Annotated in this window: 17 protein-coding genes; 8 read left to right on the top strand and 9 right to left on the bottom strand. The window is 71.2% G+C overall.

The window, feature by feature from the left end:
• Positions 1–118 precede the first annotated feature (118 nt).
• Positions 119–2977, bottom strand: a complete 2859-nt coding sequence (locus ABZT12_RS12970; RefSeq protein WP_356381911.1) for a penicillin acylase family protein — start codon at positions 2975–2977, stop codon at positions 119–121.
• A gap of 280 nt (positions 2978–3257) precedes the next feature.
• Here ABZT12_RS12970 and ABZT12_RS12975 point away from each other — a divergent pair, with 280 nt between their 5' ends.
• The 6 genes from ABZT12_RS12975 (at position 3258) to mscL (ending at position 9047) form a co-directional block, all read left to right on the top strand.
• Entirely contained in the window at positions 3258–4784 is a 1527-nt protein-coding gene (locus tag ABZT12_RS12975; protein WP_356382354.1) for a potassium/proton antiporter, read from the top strand.
• A gap of 270 nt (positions 4785–5054) precedes the next feature.
• Positions 5055–6317: an MFS transporter gene (locus ABZT12_RS12980; protein WP_356381914.1), complete on the top strand. Its 1263-nt coding sequence runs from the start codon at positions 5055–5057 to the stop codon at positions 6315–6317.
• Between the two features lie 67 nt (positions 6318–6384).
• A complete protein-coding gene (locus ABZT12_RS12985; RefSeq protein ID WP_356381917.1) occupies positions 6385–6729 on the top strand; it encodes an FmdB family zinc ribbon protein in 345 nt (114 codons plus the stop codon).
• 85 nt (positions 6730–6814) lie between these two features.
• Positions 6815–7648 (top strand): S-methyl-5'-thioadenosine phosphorylase, encoded by an 834-nt coding sequence (locus ABZT12_RS12990; RefSeq protein WP_356381920.1) that lies wholly within the window; start codon positions 6815–6817, stop codon positions 7646–7648.
• A 127-nt stretch (positions 7649–7775) separates the two neighbouring features.
• Positions 7776–8411, top strand: coding sequence for a hypothetical protein (locus tag ABZT12_RS12995; protein ID WP_356381923.1), 636 nt, complete (start codon positions 7776–7778; stop codon positions 8409–8411).
• Positions 8412–8549: 138 nt separating this feature from the next.
• Positions 8550–9047 carry a large conductance mechanosensitive channel protein MscL gene (gene mscL, locus ABZT12_RS13000; protein WP_356381926.1) on the top strand — a complete coding sequence of 166 codons (498 nt, stop codon included), beginning with the start codon at positions 8550–8552 and terminating at the stop codon, positions 9045–9047.
• An 8-nt stretch (positions 9048–9055) separates the two neighbouring features.
• On the opposite strand, the gene ABZT12_RS13005 is transcribed toward mscL, so the two are convergent.
• Positions 9056–9232, bottom strand: a complete 177-nt coding sequence (locus ABZT12_RS13005) for a hypothetical protein (RefSeq protein ID WP_356381929.1) — start codon at positions 9230–9232, stop codon at positions 9056–9058.
• A 77-nt stretch (positions 9233–9309) separates the two neighbouring features.
• On the opposite strand from ABZT12_RS13005, the gene ABZT12_RS13010 reads away from it, so the two are divergent.
• Positions 9310–10410: a P1 family peptidase gene (locus tag ABZT12_RS13010; protein ID WP_356381932.1), complete on the top strand. Its 1101-nt coding sequence runs from the start codon at positions 9310–9312 to the stop codon at positions 10408–10410.
• Between the two features lie 227 nt (positions 10411–10637).
• The gene (locus tag ABZT12_RS13015) at positions 10638–11384 is read left to right on the top strand and encodes a DUF6227 family protein (protein WP_356381935.1); all 747 of its coding nucleotides are present in this window, start codon (positions 10638–10640) and stop codon (positions 11382–11384) included.
• Positions 11385–11408: 24 nt separating this feature from the next.
• On the opposite strand, the gene ABZT12_RS13020 is transcribed toward ABZT12_RS13015, so the two are convergent.
• From ABZT12_RS13020 to ABZT12_RS13050, 7 genes are all read right to left on the bottom strand, one after another.
• Positions 11409–11663 (bottom strand): hypothetical protein, encoded by a 255-nt coding sequence (locus ABZT12_RS13020; RefSeq protein WP_356381938.1) that lies wholly within the window; start codon positions 11661–11663, stop codon positions 11409–11411.
• Between the two features lie 130 nt (positions 11664–11793).
• Complete coding sequence (locus ABZT12_RS13025; protein WP_356381941.1) at positions 11794–13866, bottom strand: fructose-specific PTS transporter subunit EIIC; 2073 nt, start codon at positions 13864–13866, stop codon at positions 11794–11796.
• Positions 13863–14105 (bottom strand): hypothetical protein, encoded by a 243-nt coding sequence (locus tag ABZT12_RS13030; protein WP_356381943.1) that lies wholly within the window; start codon positions 14103–14105, stop codon positions 13863–13865. The genes ABZT12_RS13025 and ABZT12_RS13030 overlap by 4 nt, the downstream gene beginning before the upstream one ends.
• Positions 14102–15049 (bottom strand): 1-phosphofructokinase, encoded by a 948-nt coding sequence (gene pfkB, locus ABZT12_RS13035; RefSeq protein ID WP_356381945.1) that lies wholly within the window; start codon positions 15047–15049, stop codon positions 14102–14104. The genes ABZT12_RS13030 and pfkB overlap by 4 nt, the downstream gene beginning before the upstream one ends.
• Positions 15046–15807: a DeoR/GlpR family DNA-binding transcription regulator gene (locus tag ABZT12_RS13040; protein ID WP_356381948.1), complete on the bottom strand. Its 762-nt coding sequence runs from the start codon at positions 15805–15807 to the stop codon at positions 15046–15048. Before ABZT12_RS13040 ends, pfkB begins: the two co-directional genes overlap by 4 nt.
• A 113-nt stretch (positions 15808–15920) precedes the next feature.
• On the bottom strand, positions 15921–16439 hold the full coding sequence (locus ABZT12_RS13045; RefSeq protein ID WP_356381951.1) for a hypothetical protein: 519 nt from the start codon (positions 16437–16439) through the stop codon (positions 15921–15923).
• Between the two features lie 207 nt (positions 16440–16646).
• Entirely contained in the window at positions 16647–17378 is a 732-nt protein-coding gene (locus ABZT12_RS13050) for a Crp/Fnr family transcriptional regulator (protein WP_356381953.1), read from the bottom strand.
• Between the last annotated feature and the right edge of the window lie 1604 nt (positions 17379–18982).

An 18982-nucleotide genomic window follows, 5' to 3' on the forward strand; every position in this document is an offset into this window, starting at 1 on the left:
CGGGCGGCCAGAACGGTGGCCTCTCCGTCTCCGCCCGGCCGGTGCCCCTCGCCGACGTCGGCACCGCGTGGACGGCGCCCGAGGTCCCCGGCGCCGGTCTGACGGGTTCGCCGACGGCTCAGGGTTTCAGCACCAGCGTGTCGCTCGTGCTCTTGTCGACCGCGTTGGGGGAGAAGGACCAGGACAGCAGTTCGCCGTCGGCCCACTTGCCGGTCTGGTCGGTGTAGTGGGCGCTGTAGGCGTGTCCCGACGCTCCGGTGAGGTTGATCCACTTCGACTTGTCGAGGTCGTCGAGGTTGACCACCATCCGCATCGACGGCACCCAGACGACCCCGTAGCCGCCCGCCGCGTTCCAGCCGGTCGCGTTGACCGTGGCCTCGCCGCCGCTGAGCTTCCAGGGGCCGCGGTTGAGGACGTACTGGATGAGGCCGGGACCGTCGGTGCCCAGGGTCTGGTTCTTCAGGAACAGGCGGTGCAGCCGGCCCCAGCTCCAGGTGTCGATGTCCTTGCCGAGCTTGGCGGTCAGCTCCCAGCGGGCGTCGATCATGGCGCGCTTGAAGAGCTGGTCACGGTTGTCGGCGCCCGGACGGGTGCCCGAGGCGGGCGTCTTCCACCAGTCGCTCTTGGGGTCGTCCATGAGCTTGCGGACCACCTCGAACCAGCGGTCGCCGCCGTCCGGCTGCGCCTGGTCGGCGTCGCGGTCGCCGCACTCGCGGACCTTCTTGTTGTCCTCGTCCGCGGGACCGGTGTTGTCGGCCGGGGCCACCCACAGGCACTGGCCCTTGACCCGCAGCTCCTCGGGCAGCTTGTTGCCGAAGGCGAGCTTGAGGATGTTGCGCCAGACGGAGTTGAAGTACGCGGCCGCCGCCGAGTCGGCGTCCTGGGTGTAGTCCCAGCCCTCAAGGAGCTTCTGCGCGGCACGGACGTCCTTGTCGGGGACGTCGATCTTCAGCAGCTTGGGCACGATCAGCTTGGCGATCTCGCTGCTGTCGTCGAGCTGCATCTGGCGCATGTCGTCGGTGGAGATCTTGCCGCCGCCGTTGATCTTCGACTGGATCAGGTCGGTGATGCGCTGGCTGCGGGTGCCGTAACCCCAGTCCGTGGTGAGCGTGTACGGGTACTTGTCCTTGTCGACCACGGCCTGGTTGGCGGTGACGATGTAGCCGCGTTTGGGGTTGTACTCGTACGGCAGCGCGGCCTGCTTGATGTAGCCGGTCCAGCGGTAGGCGGGGTCCCAGCCGGGTGCCGGGAGGGAGCCGTCGCCCTTGCCCCGCTCGGGGATCCTGCCGGGCAGGGTGTAGCCGATGTTGTTCTTGGTGTCGGCGTAGACCAGGTTCTGCGAGGGCACGTCGAAGTGGGTGGCCGCCGCGCGGAAGTCGGTCCAGTCCGACGCCTTGTCCATGGCGAAGACGGCGTCCATGGCGGTGCCGGGCTGGAGCGCGGTCCAGCGCAGCGCGATGCCGTAGCCGTCGCCCCGGTCGGGGGCCGCGGTGTCGACGGAGGCCTTCCTGCCGACCTTGACGAGTTCGTTGTCGCGGTCGGAGAGGAGGGGGCCGTTGTTGGTCTCCCGGACGACGATCTTCTTGGACGTGCCGCCGGCGACCTTGATGGTCTCCTCACGGCTCGTGAAGGGCTTCGTCTTGCCGTCGTACAGGTAGCCGTCCCCGGAGAGCTTCTCCAGGTAGAGGTCGGTGACGTCGACCCCGGAGTTGGTCATGCCCCAGGCGATGTCCGCGTTGTGCCCTATGACCACCCCGGGCATGCCGGCGAAGGTGTAGCCGGTGACGTCGTACTGGCACTTGCTGGAGACCGTGCGGCAGTGCAGGCCCATCTGGTACCAGACGGACGGCAGCGATGCCGACAGGTGCGGATCGTTGGCCAGCAGCGGTTTGCCGGTGATGGTGTACTTCCCGCCGACGACCCAGGAGTTGGAGCCGATGCCCTGGCCGTTCACCCCGACGGCTGCGGGGACGTCGTCCAGCACGTCGTAGAGCCCCGACAACTGGCTCTCCAGGGCCGAACCGGCCGTACCGCCGGCGGACGACGTGCCGGTCGTCCCGGTGGTCCCCGTCGTCCCGGTGGTCCCCGTCGTCCCCGTCGTCCCCGTGGTCCCGGTGGTCCCCGTCGTCCCCGTGGTCCCGGTGGTCCCCGTCGTCCCCGTCGTGCCGGTCGTGCCGGTCGAGGTGCCGCCCTGCTGGAACGTCTGGGTCAGCTCGTCGTACTGGCCCTCCGAGACGATCGCCTTGTTGCGGCTGTAGGGATAGTCCGGGTAGAGGTCGGCGATCTGCTGGGGGCCGAGGCGGCTGGTCATCAGGGCGCGGTCGATCTCGTCCTGCATGTTGCCCCGCAGGTCCCAGGCCATCGCCTTCAGCCACGAGACCGAGTCGACCGGGGTCCACTTCACGGGCGTGTAGTCGTTGGTGAAGCCCAGGGCCGCGTACTCCAGGGAGATGGCCTTGCCGTCCTTGCCCTGGAGATAGGCGTTGACCCCCTTGGCGTACGCCCGGAGGTACTTCTTCGTGGAGGCCGACAGAGTGGTGTCGTACTCCTTCTTCGCCACCCGGTCCCAGCCCAGGGTGCGCAGGAACTCGTCGTTCTTGACCTGGCTCTTGCCGAACATCTCGGACAGGCGCCCGGAGGTCATGTGCCGGCGTACGTCCATCTCGTAGAACCGGTCCTGCGCCTGGACGTAGCCCTGCGCCATGAACAGGTCCTCGTCGGAGGAGGCGTAGACCTGCGGGATGCCGTAGCCGTCCCGCTTCACGTCCACCGGGCCCGAGAGGCCGCTGAGGGTGATCGATCCCTTGGTCTGCGGGAAGGAGGCGCGCACCGTGCTGACGGACCAGTACGCGCCGTAGGCGACGCCCCCGATGATGGCCAGCACCAGGACGATGACGAGCAGACGGGCTTTGCGCCCCTTCTTCCTGCCGGACTTGCCGGGCGCATGACCCGATGAGGCGGTGGTGTTGGGGGGCATCGCTGTCCTTGCTGTCCTAACGCGAGCGGCAGGGCGGGCTGTGCTGATGACTGAGCGCTGGAGCAACCATAGGCGCAGGGCCCCGAGCCACTTGACGCGGAGTCGGGTACGAGCGCGGACTGACCGTCGATCTTGCCTGGGGAAGCGTCAAGAAAGCGTCAAGAGTTAGGTAAGGTAACGAAGTAGTTGAAGCTTTTCGGACACCGGGGCGCCCCAGCCCCGGCTCCGCTCACGCGAGTTCGCGCGCGCCGCGCGCGTCAGCCAGGGAAGGGAACAGCCGCTGACTGTCCACCACCTCAACCAGCTCCTGCTCGTCTGCTCACTGGTCCTGCTCGTCGCCGTGGCGGCGGTCCGCATCTCCTCCCGCAGCGGGCTGCCCAGCCTCCTCGTCTACCTCGGCATCGGCATCGCCATGGGCCAGGACGGCGTCGGCCACGTCCACTTCGACAACGCCGAGCTGACCCAGGTCATCGGCTACGCGGCCCTGGTCGTGATCCTGGCCGAGGGCGGTCTGGGCACGAAGTGGAAGGAGGTCGGGCCGGTCCTGCCGGCCGCCACCGTACTGGCCCTGGTGGGCGTCGCGGTGAGCGTCGGCGTCACTGCCGCGGGCGCCCACTACCTGATCGGGCTGGAGTGGCGCCAGGCGCTCATCATCGGGGCGGTGGTCTCCTCCACGGACGCGGCAGCGGTCTTCTCGGTACTGCGCCGCATCCCGCTGCCCGCCCGCGTGACGGGCACCCTGGAGGCCGAATCCGGGTTCAACGACGCCCCGGTGGTCATCCTGGTCGTCGCCTTCTGCACGGCAGGACCCGTGGAGCACTGGTACGTACTGGTGGGCGAGATAGCCATGGAGCTGGCCATCGGCGTGGCGATCGGCCTCGCGGTCGGCTGGCTCGGCTCCTGGGGCCTGCGGCACGTGGCGCTGCCCGCCTCCGGCCTCTACCCGATCGCCGTCATGGCGATCGCGGTCACCGCGTACGCCGGCGGGGCACTGGCCCACGGCAGCGGCTTCCTCGCCGTCTACCTCGCCTCCATGGCGCTCGGCAACGCCAAGCTGCCGCACTGGCCCGCGACGCGCGGCTTCGCCGAGGGCCTGGGCTGGATCGCCCAGATCGGCATGTTCGTCCTGCTGGGCCTGCTGGTCACCCCGCACGAACTGGGCGACGACGTCTGGCCCGCGCTCGTCATCGGCCTGGTGCTCACCATGGTCGCCCGCCCCCTGGGCGTGCTGCTCAGCCTGGCGCCGTTCCGGGTGCCCTGGCAGGAGCAGGCCCTGATGTCCTGGGCCGGCCTGCGCGGCGCCGTGCCCATCATCCTGGCCACCATCCCCATGGTGAACGGCGTGGAATCCAGCGTCCGGGTCTTCAACATCGTCTTCGTCCTGGTCGTCGTCTACACCCTGGTGCAGGGCCCGACCCTGCCCTGGCTGGCGCGGAAACTGCGGTTGGGCGACGACCAGGAGGCCGCCGACCTGGGCATCGAATCGGCCCCCCTGGAGCGGCTGCGCGGCCACCTGCTGTCCGTCGCGATCCCTCCGGGGTCGAAGATGCACGGCGTCGAGGTCAACGAACTCAGACTGCCGCCCGGAGCCGCCGTCACCCTCGTCGTCCGCGAGGGGAAGTCGTTCGTCCCGCTCCCCACGACGGTCCTGCGCCGCGGCGACGAACTCCTCGTGGTGGCCACGGACCCCGTCCGGGACGCGGCGGAACAGCGGCTGCGCGCCATCGGCCGCGGCGGCAAACTGGCCGGCTGGCTGGGCACCGACACCGGGACCGGCATCGGCGGAACCCGCGGCCACAGCCGTTAACGGCATGTTTCGTACGGTTCACACGGGCGCCGATCGCAGGTGAACGTCCCCGTGGTGCCCGTTTTCACAGGCACACCAGGCGTCACTCCCTGTACGATGAAGGCACATTCTGATCGAACCAACTCTGCCTGAAGCAGTGCTGGCGCGACCGTATGGCGGCCGGGACGTTCTCCTCATCAGACGCCGGTATCTACCGCAGTTCCGCGCAACGAGGACAGCTCTCGGCGCCCCCGCACGGGCGCGCTACCAGGCGGCAGAAAGGCACGGGCCGTGGCATCCACGGTCAACTCCCGCCCCGGATATGGACAGTTGCTGCGCACGCGCGGCGCCTGGACGTTCCTGCTCCCCGGCTTCGCCGCACGCCAGCCGTTCGCGATGCTCACCCTCTCCATCGTGCTGCTCGTCCAGCACACCACCGGCTCCTACGGCGCGGCGGGCGCCGCGGCGGCCGTCACCGGCGTCTCCATGGCCCTGTTCGCGCCCTACAGCGGCCGGCTGGCCGACCGCCACGGACAGCGCGCCGTCCTGCTCCCCGGCGTCCTGCTGCACACGGTCTCCGGTCTGACCCTCACGGCGCTGGCACTGGCGCACGCACCCCTGTGGGCGCTCTTCGTCGCGGCCGTACCGACCGGCGCCTCCGTACCCCAGGTCGGGCCCATGGTGCGAGCCCGCTGGGGCGTCCAGCTCCAGGACTCGCCCCTGATGAGCACCGCGGCCGCCTTCGAGTCGGTCACGGACGAGCTGACCTTCGTCTTCGGACCGCTGCTGGCCACCGCCCTGTGCACCGCCGTCACCCCGGCCGCCGGCCTGGTCGCCGAGGCCGCGCTCACCCTGGTCGGCGGGCTGCTCTTCGCCGCGCGCAAGAGCACCCAGCCGCCGGTGACCGGCGCCGGGCACGCGCGCGTGGAGCACGTTCCCGCACTGAGGGTCCCCGGGGTGCGCGTCCTGATCGCCACCTTCCTGGGCATCGGAACCGTCTTCGGCGGCATGCAGGTCTCGCTGGCCGCGTTCAGCGAGTCGATCGGCGAGCCCGGCCTCAACGGCGTCCTCTACGGGACGTTCGCCGCCGGCAACATGCTCTCCGGCCTCGTCTGCGGAGCCGTCGCCTGGAAGGTCGCCCCGCAGCGGCGCCTGGTCGTCGGCTACGCGGCGCTCGCGCTCACCGCGTCCGCCCTGTGGACCGCGCACTCGGTACTCGTCCTGGCCGGCCTCGGCCTCCTGGTCGGCATGTGCATCGCGCCCGCCCTGATCACCGGCTACACGCTGGTCGAGGGGCTCGTCCCGGCCGGCGCCCGCACCGAGGCGTTCACCTGGCTGACCGGCGCCGTCGCGCTCGGCCAGGCGGCCGCCGTGACGGTCGCCGGACAACTGGAAGACCGCCTGTGGGGCGGGGCCGGTTTCCTGGTCCCGATGGCCGGTACCCTGCTCGCGCTGACGACCCTCCTGGCCCTGCGTTCCCGGCTGGAGAGCCGCCCCCGCAGTCACACCGTGGCACGTGGCGTCGGTCACCGCACGCCGGTCACGGTGGACTGATCCCGCGGAATACGTCACTATGGACCGTCGTTAGCACTCACTGAGTGAGAGTGCCAGGAGGAAGACAGTGCCGACGTACCAATACCAGTGCACCGAATGCGGCGAGGGCCTCGAGGCGGTGCAGAAGTTCACTGATGACGCCCTCACCGAGTGCCCCAACTGCGGCGGCCGCCTGAAGAAGGTGTTCTCCGCGGTCGGCATTGTCTTCAAGGGCTCCGGTTTCTACCGGAACGACAGCCGCGGCTCGTCGTCGAGCACCTCGCCGGCCCCCGCGAAGCCGTCGACGTCCGCGGAGTCGAAGCCCTCGGCCCCGTCCGGCTCGGGCTCCTCGGGCTCGGGGTCCTCCTCGGACTCGAAGTCGTCGGGCAGCTCGACCACGGGCTCCTCGTCGAGCAAGAGCTCCGCCGCGTAGGGCCACACCAGGAGCTTCTGGAGGACCCCGCCGTCACCCGACGGCGGGGTCCTCGCCGTATCCGGCGCCCGCTAGTGTGCGGGTCATGGCGAACGCAGAGATCGGCGTAATCGGCGGCTCCGGCTTCTACTCGTTCCTCGACGACGTGACCGAGATCCAGGTCGACACCCCCTACGGGCCGCCCAGCGACTCCCTCTTCCTCGGCGAGATGGCCGGCCGGCGGGTCGCCTTCCTCCCCCGGCACGGACGCGGCCACCATCTGCCGCCGCACCGCATCAACTACCGCGCCAACCTCTGGGCGCTGCGCTCGGTCGGGGTGCGCCAGGTCCTCGGCCCCTGCGCGGTGGGCGGTCTGCGCCCCGAGTACGGGCCCGGCACCCTGCTCGTACCGGACCAGCTGGTGGACCGTACGAAGTCCCGGGCGGGGACGTACTTCGACGGACTGCCGCTGCCCGGCGGCGAGCTGCCGAACGTGGTCCACGTGTCGCTGGCCGACCCGTACTGCCCGGCCGGCCGGGCGGCCGGGCTGAAGGCGGCGCGCGGACAGGAGTGGGAGCCCGTTGACGGCGGCACGCTCGTCGTGATCGAGGGACCGCGGTTCTCGACCCGCGCCGAATCGCTGTGGCACCAGGCGCAGGGCTGGTCCGTGGTCGGCATGACCGGTCACCCCGAGGCGTCGCTCGCCCGCGAACTGGAGCTCTGCTACACGTCGTTGACCCTGGTCACCGACCTCGACGCGGGCGCCGAGACCGGCGAGGGCGTCTCGCACGACGAGGTGCTGCGGGTCTTCGCCGCCAATGTGGACCGACTGCGGGGCGTGTTGTTCGACGCGGTGGCCGCCCTGCCGGAGAACACGGCGCGGGACTGCCCGTGCGCGGACGCGCTGGGCGGGATGGACCCGGGGTTCGAGCTGCCGTAGCGGAACGACCCGTTCGGGGGGCGGAGTTGTCCACAACCCGCACGTGCTCCACGGGCTCCGACGGGCGACGGCCCGAAGCCTCATCGTGGGATCGCAAGCCGGTCCCTCGACACAGGTGGTGCTCCCCATGCCCCAGTCCCCCCTCCCCCCGTATCCCTCCTTCTCCCCCACCTCCCCGCAGTCCCCGCTCTCCCCTCCGCCTCTTCCTCCGCTCGCCCCTCCCCTCGCCCTTCCCCCGTCCCTGCCGCGCCCGTTGGGTGTGGAGGCGCCGCCGACCTGCGAGGTACCGCACTTCGCGCCGGTGCGGGTGCGCGGCGCGCGGCACCGACTGCGCCGGTTCCTCCGGCATCGACGGCGGGCCGTCGCCGCGGGTCTCGCCGTGACCGCGGTGGCGCTCGTCGCGGCGGGCCCGAGCGACACGGCGGCCACCCGGCACCCGGAGCGGGCCCGCGGGCATCCGAGGACCGATCCGGTACGGCAGCGCCGGGCGCCGGAGCGGGTGGCGGCACCGGTGCGGATCGCCGACGCCGCCACGGTCCGGCTGCTGCGGCCCGGCGACCGGGTCGACGTCATCGCGGCCGGCCGGTCGGCCACCGACGAGGCGTGGGTCGTCGCCCGCCGGGCACGGGTGACAGAGGTGCCGGTACCGCTGAACGGTGCGGCCGAGAGCGGGGCGCTGGTCGTGCTGTCGGTGCCGCCTTCCACCGCGGTCCGGCTGGCGGGCGCCGGCACCACGGCCCGGCTGGCGGTGACACTATGGTGAGCCGTGCCTTCCGCTTCCTGCGCGCACCGCTGTCAACTCCCCCTGCCCAGCTGGGGGATTGGACAGAACGTCCGTGCCCTGACGTAGGTTGCGGAGCTGTTCGTTCCACACCGTGCGCGTGCGAGAAGAGGGTCCGAGTTGAGCGTGAACCAGCAGGAACCGAGCGTCTGGCAGGGTTTCAAGACCTTCCTGATGCGCGGGAACGTCGTCGACCTGGCAGTCGCGGTGGTCATCGGCGCCGCCTTCACGAACATCGTCAACTCGGTGGTGAAGGGGCTCATCAACCCGCTCGTCGGGGCGATCGGCACCCAGAACCTCGACACCTACAGCTCCTGCCTGAGCAGCACCTGCCGGGGCGACAAGGGCATCCAGCTGATGTGGGGCTCGGTGCTCGGCGCCGCGCTCTCCTTCCTGATCACCGCGGCCGTCGTCTACTTCCTGATGGTCCTGCCCATGTCGAAGTACCTGGCCCGTCTGGAAGCCCACCGGAGGGCCAAGGAGGGCAGGCAGGAGGTCATAGAGGTGACCGAGCTGGAGGTGCTCAAGGAGATCCGCGACGCCCTTCTCGCGCAGCGGGACGCGGGGCGCGACGCGCAGCGGGACGCGGGACGGGACGCGGGGCGACGGGAGTTGTAGCCGACGGCTCAGATGTGGTGGGGCGGCTTCTCGTCGAGGAAGCGCTTGAGGTCGGCGGCGGCGTCGCCGTCGGAGCGCTCGCCCCATCCACGGTCCGTGTCGTCCGAGGACTGCTGGGCCAGCGGGTCGTCGAAGACCAGCGCGGGCTTCGGCGCGCGCGGCGCGGGATCGGGAGCGGTACTCATGGCTCCAGGGTACGGCCCAGGCCCCGCCCGGTGCGATGGCCGGCCCCGCGCGGCCGGTACTGGACGAGACTGGCCCCATGACACTTGACGCGTTGACGGACGTGACCGGAGTGCGGGTGGGGCATGCGACGCGCTCGGGCGACGGATGGCTCACCGGCACCACGGTCGTCCTCGCACCGGAGGGCGGGGCCGTGGCCGCCGTGGACGTACGCGGCGGCGGACCCGGCACGAAGGAGACCGACGCCCTCGATCCGCGCAACGTGGTGGGAAAGGTCGACGCCGTCGTCCTGACCGGCGGCAGCGCGTACGGACTCGACGCCGCGTCCGGGGTGATGGCCTGGCTGGAGGAGCAGGGACGCGGAGTGCGCGTCGGAACGGACCCCGCACACGTCGTGCCGGTGGTGCCCGCCGCCTGCGTCTTCGATCTCGGCCGGGGCGGGAACTTCCGGGCGAGACCCGATGCCGCGACCGGACGGGCGGCCGTGGAGGCCGCGGCGGCGACCGGGCCGGGAGCGCGGGTGCGCGAGGGGTGTGTGGGCGCCGGCACGGGGGCCGCCATCGGACCGATGAAGGGCGGGGTCGGCACCGCGAGCACGGTGCTTGAATCGGGGATCACGGTGGCCGCGCTGGTCGTGGTCAACGCCGTGGGAACGGCGGTGGATCCCCAGACGGGCGCCCTGTACGGGGAGTTGCTCCAGGGGCGCGTGACGTACCCGGACCCGCGCGTCCACGAGGCCGCGAGCCGACGCCTCGCGGAGACCGCCGCGAAGAACGCGCGTCCCCCGCTGAACACCACACTCGCGGTGGTCGTCACCGACGCGGAACTCACCAAGGCGCAAGCCCAGAAACTGGCCGGCACCGCACACGACGGCATCGCGCGCGCCGTACGGCCGGTGCACCTGCTGAACGACGGAGACACCGTCTTCACCCTGGCCACGGGAGTACGCCCGCTGGAGCCCGAGCACCCTCTCGCCCTCAACCCCCTGCTCGCGGCAGCCGCGGACCAGGTCACCCGCGCGATCGTCCGCGCGGTACGCACCGCCGAGTCGATGGACGGACCGGGCGGGACATGGCCCTCGTACACGGAGTTGTACGGAGGCGTGGGCGGTGGGGGCGGCGAGGGCCATGAGGGCCGTGAGGGTGACGGGGCGGGCGAGGGCGGCGGGGGCGGCCGGTAGGGAGGGGCGGGGTGGGGAGGGGGGAGGGGGAGCCCCCTCCCCCCAACGCCTAGCCCCAACTCCCCCTCCGCCGCCCCCCTTTGCCACCATTGCGGGTAGCCGGGGAACTCGTCGCGATGGTGGGGCGTTTTCTGGGCATACGTTTTCTCGGTTCCCGGACATGATGTCCGACCGAGGGGCTACGGTATGCACCCACAAGGTGACATGCAGCAACGCCGGGAGAAGCCTTGAGCGTTCCGTACGACACAACAGCGTACGAACCACCCGAGTCGCCCGAGTCTCCGGAGGAGCATCTCGCGCGACTCCTCGGCCGTGCCCTGAACTCCTTCGAGTTGCCGGACGAGACGATATGCCGTCTCGACTGTGCGCTGGCGCACGACAGTTCACTGCACTCCGCGCACCACAGTGCGGGTCTGCACCGGGAGACGTACCGGCACACGTGGCTGCTCGCGGACGGTTCGGCGCTCACGCTCTGGGAGTTGGTCCACAACACGGTGCCGGGCAGTGAGCCGCAGCACGAGGTGTATGTGGACGAGGAGGAGTTACGGGCGGCGACGGCGCGGTTGCCGATGCCGCCGGACGCTCCGGACTTCGAACTGCCGGTGATGGTGATACTGTCCCCCGCCCCGCAGCCCCGGCACTCGTATGTGCCCGACGACTCGGCGGACCACGCGCGGCGGCTGTTGCGCCGGGCGGAGAACCCGGACGGGCCCGGCCCGGAGACGGTCGAGTTGTTGGGGACGGCGTTCGCGCACCAGATCACCCAGGCGTTCGGCAGGCCCTGTCGCGCGGGCCGTGCCCGGCTCTGCTTCTCGCTCTACGAGCACGCTTTCCTGCTGCGTGACGGTGCGGAGATCTCCCTGTGGGAGGTCGAGCACACGGCGACCCCGGACGGCCGTCACATGTGTGAGGTGTACAGCACGGAGGACGCGGCCCGGGACGCGATGGAGCGTCGGGCGGCGCACCTGTCGTGAGGGGCGCGTGGCTGGGGGAGCGGTTCAGCGGCCGTCGCTGAGTTGTCGTACGAGTCCCGCGAACGCGTCCCGTTCGGCCGAGGTCAGTTCGACGGACTCCCGGTGGGGGCCGCCCGAGCGCTGGCCGGGCAGGGCGTGGGGGAGGTGGCCGGCGGACCACACGCTGGTCCCGGAGCGGCCGTGGCGCAGCAGCCGCGACAGGGCGATCACCCAGACGACGGTCACCAGGGCGAGTACGGCCGCGCCGGCCAGCTGGAGCATCGAGACGTGCTGAGACATGCGGTCCAGTAGACACCACGGTCCGGGACTTCCGTCCCGGACCGTGACGTATCTCGCAGTTGCCGTGAACACCTCAGAGCCACCTATAGAGGGCGGTCGGGTCCGCGGTGGCCGGTGAGGCGGCCGGCGGTCAGGCGGCGACCGGTTGTTTCGTCTCGGTGGCCGCGGTGGTGCTCCCGGCCGTCTCCGGTCCTGCCGCCGTGGGTGCCTGCTTGCGCATGCCCTTGAGGACGACGACCAGGGCGGTGCTGACGCAGACGCCCGCGGCGACGGCGATGAGGTAGAGGAAGGGGTTGCCGATCAGCGGGACGACGAAGATGCCGCCGTGCGGGGCGCGCAGGGTGGCGCCGAAGGTCATCGACAGGGCACCGGTGGTCGCGCCGCCCGCCATGGCGGCGGGGATGACCCGCAGGGGGTCGGCGGCGGCGAAGGGGATCGCGCCTTCGGTGATGAAGGAGGCGCCGAGGACCCAGGCGGCCTTGCCGTTCTCGCGTTCGGTCTCGGTGAAGAGCCTGCCGCGGAGGGTGGTGGCGAGGGCCATGGCGAGCGGCGGGACCATGCCGGCGGCCATCACGGCGGCCATGATCTTCATGGCGGAGTCTCCGGGGTTGGAGACCGCGATGCCGGCGGTGGCGAAGGTGTACGCGACCTTGTTGACGGGGCCGCCGAGGTCGAAGCACATCATCAGGCCGAGCAGGGCGCCGAGCAGGACGGCGTTGGAGCCGGTGAGTCCGTTGAGCCAGTCGGTCATGCCCTTCTGCGCGGAGGCGATGGGTTTGCCGATGACGACGAACATCAGGAAGCCGACGACCGCCGAGGAGATCAGCGGGATCACCACCACCGGCATGATGCCGCGCAGTGCCTTCGGGATCCGTACCTTCTGGATGCCGATGACGACTCCGCCGGCGAGCAGGCCGGCGACGAGGCCGCCGAGGAAGCCCGCGTTGATGGTGGAGGCGATCATGCCGCCGACGAAGCCGGGCACGAGGCCGGGCCGGTCCGCCATGCCGTAGGCGATGTAGCCGGCCAGTACCGGGACGAGGAAGCCGAAGGCGACGGCGCCGATCTGGAAGAGCAGGGCGCCCCAGCTGTCGGTCTGGGTCCACACGAAGTGCTGCATGACCGAGGGCGCGGATTTGATCTCGTAGCCGCCGATCGCGAAGCCGAGGGCGATCAGCAGGCCGCCGGCGGCGACGAAGGGGACCATGTAACTGACGCCGGACATGAGCCACTTGCGCAGTTTGGTGCCGTAGCCCTCGGTGGAGTCGCCGGTGCGCTCGACCGGGGTGCCGGGGGCCGAGCCGGCCGTCACCTCGCCGCGGGCGGCTTTGGCGCGGACTTCGGTGATGAGTTCGCCGGGCCGGTTGATGCCCGCTTTGACGCCGACGTCGACGGTCGCCTTGCCGGCGAAGCGTTCCTTGTCGCGTACGGGGACGTCGTGGGCGAAGATCACGCCGTCCGCGGCGGCGATCACCGCGGGGTCGAGCCGGGTGAAGCCGGCCGAGCCCTGGGGTTCGACGACGAGTTCGACGCCTGCGGCCCGGCCGGCGTTCTCCAGGGACTCGGCGGCCATGTAGGTGTGGGCGATGCCGGTCGGGCAGGAGGTGACGGCGACGATCCGGAACGGCTCTTCGGCCTCGTCGGCCGCGGCGGCGGGGGTTGTGGCGGGTGTGGCGGCGGGCGTCGTGCTGTCCGTCGCAGCACCGGCGGAGGCCGCCGCCGGTGCCGCGACGGGGTCGGTGGGGGTGCTCGGCGCGGGGGTGGTGTCCCCGCGGATGAGCGCTGCCGCGGTCTCCGCGTCGCCGGCCGCCCGCAGCGCGGTGGTGAACTCGGTGTTCATCAACTGCCGGGCCAGGGACGACAGGATCGTCAGGTGGGCGTCGTCGGCGCCGGCAGGTGCGGCGATCAGGAAGATCAGGTCGGCGGGGCCGTCCGGTGCGCCGAAGTCGACGCCGGCGGCGCTGCGCCCGAAGGCGAGCGTCGGCTCGGTGACGTGTTCGCTGCGGCAGTGCGGGATGCCGATGCCGCCGTCCAGGCCGGTCGGCATCTGTGCCTCGCGGGCGGCCACGTCGGCGAGGAAGCCGTCGAGGTCGGTGACCCGGCCCCTCGTGACCATGCGTTCGGCGAGGGCGCGTGCCGCCGCTTCTCTGGTGTCGGCGGACAGGTCGAGGTCGACCAGGTCCGCGGTGATCATGTCGCTCATCGCGGGCTCCTTCGCTCGCGTATCGCCCGCGAGGTGTCGTGGGCGGGGGTGGGGACGGGGGTGCGGCGGGGGGTGAGGGGAGGGGAGGTGCCAAGGGTGGGGCGGGTGGTGCGCGGGGTGGTGGTGGCGCGTAACGGGGGGATCCGTCGCTCGGATTCCGGTCCGGGGTGGACCGTCGTGGCGAGGCGGTCGGCCGTACGGGGGCGGTTCGGCGGGTACGGCGTGGCGGGACCGTTCATGACACCGGCTCCGTGAGGGGGCGGTCCACCGGGATGTCGGCGGTGACGGTGACCGCGGCCGGGTCCAGGTCGCTGGGGGTGGGCATGACGCTGCCGGGCAGTTGGACGGCGGCAGCGCCGTGGGCGACTGCCGAGGCGAGGGCTTGTGGGCCGTGGCCGCCGGCGATGAGGAAGCCGGCGAGTGAGGAGTCGCCGGCGCCCACGTTGCTGCGTACGGCGTCGACGGGTGCGTCGGCGTACCAGGTGCCGGCGTCGTCGACGAGGAGTTGTCCGTCGGCGCCGAGGCTGGCGAGGACGGCGCCCGCGCCCCGTTCGCGCAGTTCTTCGGCGGCTTTGACGGCGTCGCCGACGGTGGCCAGGGGGCGGGCGACGGCTTCGGCGAGTTCTTCGGCGTTCGGCTTCACCACGTCGGGGCGTTCGCGCAGTGCCTGGAGGAGGGCGGGTCCGGAGGTGTCGAGTGCGATGCGTACGCCGGCGGTGTGCGCGCGGGCGACGAGTTCGGCGTACCAGGTGGGGGCGAGTCCCCTGGGCAGGCTGCCGCAGCAGGCGATCCAGTCCGCGCCGGCCGAGCGCAGCCGTACCGTCTCCAGGAGCAACTCCTGTTCCTGGGGGGTGAGTTCGGGTCCGGGTGCGTTGATCTTGGTGAGGACGCCGTCGGCCTCGGCGAGGGCGATGTTGGAGCGGGTGGCACCGGCGATCGGCACGCGGGCGACCTCGATGCCCTGTGCGTGGAGCAGGTCGGCGACGAGCGCGCCGGGTGCGCCGCCCAGGGGCAGGACGGCGATGGTGCGCTGCCCGGCGGCGGCGACGGCGCGCGAGACGTTGACGCCTTTGCCGCCGGGGTCCATGCGTTCGCCGGTGGCCCGGATGACGTCGCCTCGGTCGAGGGAGGGGACTTCGTAGGTGCGGTCGAGGGAGGGGTTGGGGGTGAGGGTGATGATCATGCGCGCACCACTTCCGTGCCGCCGCGTTCGATGGCGATGGCGTCCTCCGGGCTCAGCCCGCTGTCGGTGATGAGGAGGTCGACGTCGCTCAGGTCGCCGAAGCGGGCGAAGTGTTCCTGGCCGTGTTTGGCGGAGTCGGCGAGCAGCACCACGCGGCGGGCGGCGGCGACGGCGGCCCGTTTGACCGCGGCTTCGGCGAGGTCGGGGGTGGTGAGTCCGTGTTCGGCGGAGAAGCCGTTGGCGGCCACGAAGAGGACGTCCGCCCGGATCTCGCCGTAGGCCCGTAGCGCCCAGGCGTCCACGGCGGCGCGCGTGCGGTGCCGTACGCGTCCGCCGACCAGGTGGAGTTGCATGCCCGGGTGGTCGGCGAGGCGGGCGGCGATGGGCAGGGAGTGGGTGACGACGGTCAGTTCCGCTTCCAGCGGGACGGCGCCGGCGAGCCGGGCGACCGTGGTGCCGGCGTCGAGGATCACCGTGCCGGCGTCGGGCAGTTCGGCGAGGGCCGCCTTGGCGATGCGGTCCTTCTCGTCGGCCGCGGTGGACTCGCGTTCGGTGAGGTCGGGTTCGAAGTCGAGGCGTCCGGCCGGGAGGGCGCCGCCGTGCACCCGGCGGAGCAGGCCCGCGCGGTCGAGGGCTTTGAGGTCGCGGCGGATGGTCTCCGCCGTGACCTGGAACTCCTCGGCCAGCGATACGACGTCGACCCGGCCGCCGTCGCGGGCGAGCCGGAGGATCTCCTGCTGCCGTTCCGGTGCGTACATGTCCGTTCACCTCCGACTGATGCCCGAGCTTGTGGTTTCGGGGGAGATTACGCCCGGATTCCCGGAAAGTAAACGGGTCCGGACATTGGGCGGACATAAATGGGCATGCCCGGTCAGGTGAACCGCTGTGCGGTGATCTTCTGCTGGGCGGTGATGATGGCGCGGGCCAGTTCGCCGCGGGCTGCCTCCTGCCGCATGGCCCGGACGAGCTGGGCGCGGTGGTCGGGGAGGGCGAGGCGCACGGCCGGGCCGGGGTCGGGCAGGGCGGTGGCGACGTACTCGTCGACGCGTTCCACGACCCTCGTCAGTTCGGTGCGGAGGGCCTCCGTGTGGTCGGCGATGCCCTTGATCATGTTGCCGGTCTGCGAGATGTCCTCGAAGTCGTCGGCGTGGCAGGGCTTCTGGGCGAGGCGGCACTGGGCCTTGTAGAGGTCGGCGAGCCACTCGGTGGGCCGGTCGTAGGCGAGGGCGGCCTCGTCCCTGCCGCGGATCCGCCGCGTCCAGGCGAAGACCTGTCTGTGATGCCGGAGGGTGTACGTGGCGAGGACACCCGTGAGGAGAGCGGAGACGGCGGTCAGCGCGAGGGAGCCGGCGCCGGTGCCGATCGCCGACGTGGTGGTGCTGGTCATCATGCTGTGGTCCGTTCAGGGGTGACGCGTGAGCGGCGGTGGGTCAGGAACGCCGGGGCGGTGTCGGATACCGACGCTGCGAAGTACGGGGCGGTGTCGGATCCCGGCGCTGCGGATGCCGGGGCGGGTTTCAGATCCCGGCGCTGCGAAGCACGGGGGCGGTGTCGGACCCCGGCGCTCCGAAGCAGCACCGAAGCGGTGTCGGCGGGGTCAGATCCCGGCGGCGAGGTGGCGCAGCGCGTCGACGTCGTGGACGACGAACCGGCGGTACTGGGCTTCGACGATGCCGTGGTAGCGCAGGGTGCGGATCGCGTTCTCCGTTGTGGAGACGGCGAGTTGGAGGGCGGCGGCGATGTCCTTCTGGCCCGGTCCCGCGATGGTGGTGCATCCCGTCAGGGGGCCGGGTGTGCCCGCGGTGTCGGCGAGGTGGGCCAGCAGTCTGCTGACGCGCTCCAGGGGCGGCCGGGTGGCCATGGTGTAGACGAGTTCGTCGCTGCGGCCGCGGTCTTCGAGGCTGCGCAGCAGGGCGAGTTGGAGCTGGGGCCGGCGGCGCAGCAGGAGGTTGAAGCGGTCCGCGCGGCAGAGGATGACGTCGGTCCGGGTCAGGCACCTGGTGCGGACGGCGGAGCCGGGGGCGATGAGTTTGGCCTCGCCGACCAGTTGGCCGGCGCCGCGGAACCGGGTGACGGTGGGGACGTTCTCCCGGTCGCCCAGCGGGAAGCGGTCCTGTCGGACGATGCCTGCCCAGATGATGTGGATGTCCTGGCCGTCGGCTTCCGTCGGCAGGTGCTCGTCGCGGGCGAAGGTGCGGCTTCGCAGCCGTTCGCGGTGCAGGGCGCGCCAGTGTTCGGCGGGCAGGTGCCACAGGAAGCTGCCCTCGGGCTTGTCCTGGTGGTCCTTGAGGCGGTCGGCCGGCCGTAAGGCATCCGTGGTCGGGGGCACGCTCACTCCCCCGCTCCGGAACGGGAGTTGGCCGCTGTTCCGGTGAACGCGCCGCACAACAAGTGGTGGTGACGCTCCGTCAGGGGACATACGGGGCGGGGTTCGTGGCACGAGTGGCACGACGGCGCGAGGACGCCGTCGTCGTCGACGGTGTGCATGGGCTCTGATCCCTGTTCTGTTGATGAACTGGGGCCCCGCCGGTCAGCGGGGTTCCGGTGGTGGGTCCGGGCGGTGGCTCCGGCCTCCCTGGCGGGGAGGTACGACAGCGCCCGGGTGGTGAGTCCGGGCGGGTGGGGACGGTCGAGCGAGATAAAAGGTACCCCCCGTCGCGAGTCGAGAGCCAGTCACGCTTTGGCAGCCGCCCCGGGAAATAGCGATCATGCGGCCCGCCGGTACGCGGCGGAGCCCCCTCATGGAACAGCACGCGCGATCGGGACGTGAACGTCGGCGCCCTTTTCCCGGGATTGCGATCCGGTTGTCCGGCCCCGCGCGAAAAGCGGGCTCGGCTCTTCCCAGGTGAGCGACGTGTGACGCCCGGACAAATCCGGGACGAAAAACGAGAGGCCCCGGGGCACCACCCCCAGGACCTCCCGAAAAGGTCCGGACCCACCAGGGATCAGACCGGTGTCCAGTAAACACCACGGACCGCCTTTGGGTCACTCCTCACCAGCCGGCATGGAGGTCTTCCTTGCCGGGCAACCAGCCAGAACCCCCGGCCGTGGGGTTTGTCACCGACAGCACACCGTCTGGCACGCCCCGTCGGCACCTCTCGCCCGGCCGCACGTTTTACCCCTTTTGCCCACCGGAATGCGAAGCACCTCTTCTTCCACCGGGACCGGTGACAGCGTTATCAAATGACGGCCGACGATCAGGAGTAAACAGAACCGGTCAACCCGGCCGCGTACCGTCGCCGTCCCCTCCGCACGAAACCCCGCCCGCCTAAACCGGCGGAGCCGACCGCTCCCACCCGTCGAATTGCCTTGCCACCGCTGCGGTGAATTCATTTCCGAAGGGCAATTCACATCGACAGGAATTACGGAGAAACCGCCTGGGGAGCGGAATTCCGCCCGGTTATCCACGGTCCGGCGCGACGGAACACGCAATGTCGACTAGTGCACAAGGACACCGTCGTCCGGTCCCGTATCGGCACTCCCGCCCCACCCCGGCCGCTCACCCACCCCCACCGGCACTCACGGCCCGTCAGTTCCCTTCCCTGACAAGCAGGTTGAGGACCCGGGCCACGCAAAACCGGAGTGTTCGGCCCAGAAGAGATCATTCTCGTACGTAGCGCACCGTTCGGCACCGCGAGCGCCCGTAGGGATCCGCCCGACGTACGTCCTGCTCCGGCCGCCGGCGTAACGCCTCACTCCGGTCACCGGCGTACGCCCGCACCCCAGCGGCCGACGTCGAGCGCCCCGCCGAACACCTGCGCCGAGCGCTCCGTCGCCCGGCGCGCCGATTGGAAAGGCCGCGAGCACGCGACGCGGGACGCGAGCACGCGACGCGGGACGACACCTCGCCCCCGTACGGGGCCCTACAGCCCGAGGGCGAGGGTGTACGAGGGCGGGTGTCGTCCCGCGCCAGGCGGCGGTACAGGGGCGGTG

The sequence above is a fragment of the Streptomyces sp. NPDC005423 genome (assembly GCF_040606415.1).
Taxonomy (GTDB): Bacteria; Actinomycetota; Actinomycetes; order Streptomycetales; family Streptomycetaceae; genus Streptomyces.